This window comes from Robiginitalea sp. (assembly GCF_049588695.1).
Lineage (GTDB): Bacteria > Bacteroidota > Bacteroidia > Flavobacteriales > Flavobacteriaceae > Robiginitalea.
The window spans coordinates 1-5,112 of sequence record NZ_JBAVZJ010000578.1 but is presented as its reverse complement, the minus strand read 5'-3'; the positions used below and the strand labels follow the sequence as shown (position 1 = coordinate 5,112).

Here is a 5,112-nt window from a genome sequence, read left to right as displayed (position 1 = left end):
TAAAATAAAGAATTACAGCATTGCGCTAATCCAAACTTTTGCATTATGAAGAACAGCATTATTGGTTTCATTCTCCTCCTTTTTACGGCTGGTGCATTTGCCCAAACAGACCAGGTATCTATTTCCAGGGATTCGGATGGGATGCGTTTGAAGGTTAATGGAGAGGATTTCATGATCAATGGGATGAACTGGGATTATATTCCGATAGGGACAAATACAATAACTGCAGAATTCTGGAAAAAATCTGATGATGTGATCAAGGCCGGGCTCGATACAGAAATGTCCTTGCTGAAAAACATGAACGTTAATGTCATTCGTCAATATACGGGAGTTCCTGCACGATGGATCCGTTATATATATGAGAAATACGGCATTTATACATTGCTGAACCATTCCTTCGGACGCTACGGTCTTACCATCGACGGGGTCTGGATTGAAATTACGGACTATTCGGACCCGAAGACCCAACAGTTTTTGTTGTCCGAGGTGGAGAATTTGGTCCGCGATTACAAGGACACCCCGGGACTCCTGATGTACCTGTTGGGAAATGAGAATAATTACGGCCTTTTTTGGGCAGGAGCCGAAACCGAGGATTTTCCGGATGATGAAGAGGAAAAACAATATGTAGGCGAAAATAGAGGCCGACCCATGTATCGCCTGATGAACGAAGCCTCCAAAAGGATGAAGGCCATGGATGGAAACCACCCCGTGGCCATTTGTAATGGGGATGTCCTGTTTATAGATATCATTGCCGAGGAGTGCCCGGATGTAGATGTATATGGAACAAACGTCTACCGGGGACTGTCCTTTGGGGACATGTTTGACGTGGTAAAAGAGAAGCTCGATATGCCGATTATGCTTACGGAGTTCGGGGCGGATGCTTTTAACGCTATAGATAATAAGGAAGATCAGAAGGCCCAGGCCTTTTATATGGTGGGCAACTGGAAAGAGATCTATGCAAATGCGGCCGGGCTTGGCAAGGCGGGAAATTCTATTGGGGGTTTTACCTTCCAGTTTAGCGATGGATGGTGGAAATACGGCTTTGATGACCGGAAAAACGCCGATGTCCACGATAACAATGCCTCCTGGTCTAATGGAGGGTATGACATTGACCTGCTCGCTGAAGGCGAAAACAATATGAATGAGGAATGGTTCGGGGTTATGGCAAAAGGGCAAACCGATGCCAGGGGCCTTTATGAGCTGTACCCTAGGGCAGCCTATTATGCGTTAAAAGAAGCGCATCAATTGGATCCTTACGAGGCCGGAGTGAACGCCGAATTTGTTGAGAATTATTTCAATAATATCGAGCTCACCGATGCGGTCCTGAGGGCCCGGGGAGACAAAGCAGCCCTGGTTGGGGAAAGCAGCAAATTGTTGCGGGTAAGCAATCTCCAGGCCCGGTTGACGACATACAACACCGGGGGTTCGCTGATTACCACACCTGAGAGTCCGGATCCGGATGTAACCCAGTTCCCGGACGAACTTGGTTTTGATCATATGCAATCCTTTTTCTTTGGTATTGAAGGGAATCCCGCCTCCAATGTGCGGGCCGAAGTTAACTTCAATGTTTTGGGAAATGTGGCGACCAACCCGATAGACGAGATCTTTTATGAAAACGTCGGAAGGCCTGTTACTGTGGTCAATGAAGAGGGCGAAGAAGTTCTGGTTACAGACCAAAACAGGGTGCGGGTTTACAACGCTTCCTTTGAGTGGAACGCCAAAGATTTCGATGTCAGGGGTTTTTACAGAACCGGACATTACCATTGGGGGTATGAAGGGGACTTTTTCGGATTGTACCCGGAGGCCAACTACGGGCCGAACCTGGATATTTATAACGGTGAAATCGCAGGATTTGAAATCGACGGAAAACGCGCCATTGATGGTCTAAAAGCAGCTTTCGGGCCCCAGCTGTGGTGGGGTGCGAACCCGGCAGTCCTCTTGAAATACGGTAGGAAGATTGGAAAATTTGATGTTACCGGGGTATTCCATGAGGATATTGACGACTTTGGAACCATTGTTTCCTCCCTGGCTGTACCCCAGCCAAGGACGCGGCGTGCCACGATTGCCATCGAGCGGGAATTTGGGGATGTTGGAATACAAATTGGTGGTATCTGGGGAGGGCAACCCCTGAACGGCAGACAATTCCAGTTTACCGAAGACAACCCGGACTACGACCCTACTAACCCGGAGGGTGCTTCCAAGTACATTATTTATACGGATGAGGTCAATTCCGAGGATAACTGGGGTGGAAAAGCAAAAATCACCTTCTCCAAAGGAAAGTTCAACTGGTATGCCCAGGGGGCTATCCAGGGACTGGTTGCCGGAGGTGGCTATGACCAAACCAAAACATTTACCGGATGGAAACTCAAGGATACCGGTAGCGGGAATCAAACCAATTTCCTTTCGGGTTTCACCTATTCCTTCGGGAACCTGCAGGTTGCACCGAACTTTTTATGGCAAAAACCCATTGTTGGCCCAATGCCGAATGATGTTCAAGCTCCGGGCAGACTCCGCAATATTCTTGACGATCCCTTTGTGGTTCGTGCCAACCGGGAGACTGTGGCAGGGGAGATCCTCTTCACCTGGGATCCCACCCCGGGAACCTGGATGTACGAGTGGGACAATGACCGTGCAGAGGATGCCCCGTTTGCCGTCAGCGCAGGCTTTGTATTCCGGCATTTGCCCACCACCATGGATGCAGCGATTGGTTTCCAGGACGACCGGACCTTATTTCCTTTTCCCAATTCGGTCCCTGCCCGGGATTTATGGGAAACCCATGCACGTATCGTTTCGAAAATCAACCCGGATTTCGGACTCGTAGCCAATGTATATTTTGGGAATGCCCAGGCTAATGGCGACTCTCCCCGGGTAATTGATCGTATCGGGGCAGATATTCGGATGATCTATAAAAAACTGAAGGTGCAGCATACCTTCAAATTAAATGATTGGGGGCCTTTTGATTACCACCGTGATTTTAACCTGACGTATCCTGTACAGCTCATGTTGGATGTATCTACCACCCTGGGAATCCCGGATTGGTTTGTCCTTCCCAATACCCAGATTGGAATTCGGGGCACCTGGAGAACGATGAACGAGTTTTCTCCCAGGTACGCGCCGAACAGAGCCCTGGAATTTGCAGATAGCCCGATAATCAGCCCGGTAGGATTCCCCGACGGGACGGAGTGGGAGATCCGCACGTACATTCACATAAACATTGGTAAATAAAAAACGAAGTAAAATGGAGAACGGACGGTTTATTTATCTTAAAAATACACTACTGGCTTTCAGCATGCTTGCGCTACTGACTGCATGCGAACGGGAAGTTTCTGATCAGGTTGCCTTTGCCACCTTTCCGACAAACCCCGAGGTATTTATAGACGGTTTTAGCGGAGGCCTCGAATACCTGCCTTTTGACGGGTCCAAACTGGATGCATTTTCAGTGGATCCTGATGTGAAATTCGCGGGTACGACCAGCATGCGCTTTGATGTACCCAATTTTGGGGATCCCACAGGTTCTTTTGCAGGTGCTGTTTTTCCAGACATGGGCGGACGGGATTTGTCGGGCTATGACGCCCTTACCTTTTGGGCTAAAGCCACTGAAGCTGCCACGGTGAATGAAATTGGATTTGGAGTTGATTTTGGGGAAAACAAATATCGGGTAAACCTCCCGAATCTGCGCCTGGGTACCGGATGGAATAAATACACCATTCCCATACCGGAACCCTTTTTACTCACTGTAGAAAAAGGCATGTTCTTTTATGCTGCAGGACCCCAGGATGGCGATGGCTTTACATTCTGGATCGATGAATTGCAATTTGAGCGTCTCGGAACTTTAGGCCAGCCCAAACCTGCGATCTTTAATGGGGAAGACCGGGTCGAAACAACTTTTCTCGATGTGGAAATCCCGATTACGGGCCTGACCCAGACTTTTAATCTGGGTTCTGGAGGGAACCAAACCGTGTCGGCCGCCCCTGCCTACTTTGATTTCAGCTCTACAGACAATGAAGTGGCCCGTGTCAGTGAGTCCGGAGTGATTACCATTGTGGGTACGGGTACTGCTACAATAACCGCTTTACTCGGTGGCGTAAAAGCCGCCGGCTCCCTGACTGTCGAGGTGGAAGGCAGTTTTCAAACCGCCCCGCTACCTCCTGCCCGGAACCCTGAAGATGTCATCTCCGTATTCAGTGATGCCTATGCAAATGTCCCTGTGGAGTACTATAACGGATTTTTTACTCCTGATGGACAAACCACCCTGGGTGGGGCAGATATCAATATTGGCGGAGATAATGTGATCCGCTATACCGATTTGAATTTCGTGGCAATTAAGACACTTAACACGGTAAATGCCAATGAGATGACGCATTACCATCTCGATATAGTCGTAGAAGACCAGCAAATCTCCGATGGCGATTTTATCCGTGTATTATTAGTGGATGCCGGACCGGATAATGTCATTGGAACAGGGGATGATACGGAGGCTTCTGTGGAATTTGACAACCAAACCCTTGTCTCCCGGGAGTGGGTGAGCCTGGATATTCCGTTGACGGATTTTGTTGGATTGAATACAGGTAACCTTGCCCTGTACTTCTTTGTTTCAGATGCCACGATTTCAAATATCCTGTTGGACAATATTTATTTCTACAAAGAATAGAACTGCTGAAAAAGAATTGAAAAGAAAGTGTCATGATTGAGAAAATAGAAAACATAAGAATGCATAAGCCACATCCGCCCGAAGGGAAGGGCAAAGGCAGCTTCCCCGGCCTGATAATGACAATTCTCCTGGCAGCTATTTTAAGCCTGAATCTGGGCTGTAGCTACGGAGAAGACCAGGTGGTGGCCAATTTTACGGAAATAACAGTCCAGGATGAATTTGATGCGGACGGTGCGCCAGACAGTTCCATATGGAATTATAATATTGGTACCCGGGGCGATGGATGGGGTAATAACGAACTGCAATATTATACAGATCGTCCGGAGAACATCATTGTCCAAAACGGATATTTGATTATCACGGCCAAACAGGAGAATTTCGAAGGATCATCCTACACGTCCGCCCGGATTCTCACCAAAGATAAGTTCGAACAGCGGTATGGCCGTTTTGAAGCCCGGATC

Annotated in this window: 3 protein-coding genes; all 3 read left to right on the top strand. The window is 48.2% G+C overall.

Translation table 11 applies throughout. From position 1 onward, the window contains the following. The first annotated feature begins 45 nt into the window (after window positions 1-45). Window positions 46-3,225 (top strand): glycosidase, encoded by a 3,180-nt coding sequence (locus WBV75_RS13280; RefSeq protein WP_424121068.1) that lies wholly within the window; start codon window positions 46-48, stop codon window positions 3,223-3,225. Between the two features lie 13 nt (window positions 3,226-3,238). Further along, on the top strand, window positions 3,239-4,651 hold the full coding sequence (locus WBV75_RS13275; protein ID WP_424121067.1) for a carbohydrate-binding protein: 1,413 nt from the start codon (window positions 3,239-3,241) through the stop codon (window positions 4,649-4,651). Between the two features lie 32 nt (window positions 4,652-4,683). Beyond that, on the top strand, window positions 4,684-5,112 hold a 429-nt coding region (locus WBV75_RS13270), incomplete at its 3' end, for a glycoside hydrolase family 16 protein (protein WP_424121066.1).